Here is a 1,295-nt window from a genome sequence, read left to right on the forward strand (position 1 = left end):
CGCTCGCCCTTTCGGACATTGCCGCCGAGCGCCAGCGCCTGGCGGAAGGTCAGCCAGGCTTGCGTCGGATAGCCTTGCTGGACCACAGCGCCCCAGAGGATCAGGATGTTGATCCCGGAGTATTGGCGCTGGGTCGCCGCATTCCGCGGGAGGGCGAGCGGCGCCTTGGCCGAGGCCGTGCCCCAGGGCTGGACCCAGGGTAGCCGCCCCGCCTCCAGTTCCGCGATGATCCGGGAGGTGATGTCGTCATAGATGCTGCTGCGGGCGCCGCCGTCGCGGGGCGCGCGGTCCTGTCTGGCCATCGGGGTGATCTCCACGACGGGCGCCGGGGGCCTCTCCCCCGACCCTCAACCCGTCACGGAAATCCCGTCTGCACTCTCCCTCTGAGGGGGCGCCCAAGGGGCGCTCCCCGCTCGAAGGGGGTGCGTCGGCAACGAAGTGCCGACCAGGGGGAAGGCTTTCCCCCACAAACATCCTCGACCCTTCCGTCCTGGGAACCACGCCACCTTCCTCCTCATCCCGGCCCTGCACCGTTGTCAGCCTTAGCCTTACCGCCAGGGCTCCGGCTCATAGGCAGCCTTGGCCACGACCTTGCTGGCATCCCCGCGCGACCGGTATCGCCCGATCATCTCACCGACGGCAGCATCATCGACCGCCTGAACGCGGTAGAGGGTCAGGCTCTTGTCGCTGTTGGGCTTGAGCTGGAAGACCCGACCGTTCTTCCGGCAATAGACGAATTTCGAGCCCTTGATCTGGGTCCAGGGGCAATCGGCAAAGGAGAGGAGCCGCCGCTCCCGCTCCAGCCGCGCCTCGTCCAGACGCCGTTCCTCCTCGGCACGCCTTTCATCGCGCAGCCGCTGGAACTGCGCGCTGGTGTAATCCGACAGCCGCTCGATGATCGCGGGCATCTCCGTGCCCGCCTCCTTCTCGGCCTGATAGATCGCGAGGCATTCGGCCTCGAGCTTCGGTTCGGGATCGCCGAGATACTCCTCCTCGATCATCGATTTCATGCGCTGCTCGAGATCCGTCATCGTCAGGGCCGGTCCGGGCAGGCTGTTGAGGAAGTCGAGCATGTCCGCCTTAGGGATCCAGCACTCGATGGCAGCGCCGAGGATCTTGTCGCGCGGCCCTTCCCATTTCTTCCAGATGGAACTTTCCCGATCGAGCTTCGTGACGATCTCGAGCGCCAGCTTTGCGAGGGACCGCTCCTCCCGCATGTGGCGCAGAGAGGGGCTGCGCACATACTCGGCCAAAAGGCTGTAAACGACCTGGGTCCGCTGGTTCATGAACATGTC

2 protein-coding genes are annotated in these 1,295 nt (G+C 65.8%); both read right to left on the minus strand.

Translation table 11 applies throughout. The annotated features are described in order from the left end of the window. Nucleotides 1-302: ArdC-like ssDNA-binding domain-containing protein (locus C5F46_RS16130; RefSeq protein ID WP_133618653.1), on the minus strand; the 302-nt coding region annotated here is incomplete at its 3' end. Between the two features lie 246 nt (nucleotides 303-548). After that, nucleotides 549-1,295, minus strand: a 747-nt coding sequence (locus C5F46_RS16135) for a hypothetical protein (protein ID WP_181317782.1), incomplete at its 5' end; no start/stop codon positions are given.

The organism is Phaeovulum veldkampii DSM 11550 (genome assembly GCF_003034995.1).
GTDB lineage: Bacteria > Pseudomonadota > Alphaproteobacteria > Rhodobacterales > Rhodobacteraceae > Phaeovulum > Phaeovulum veldkampii.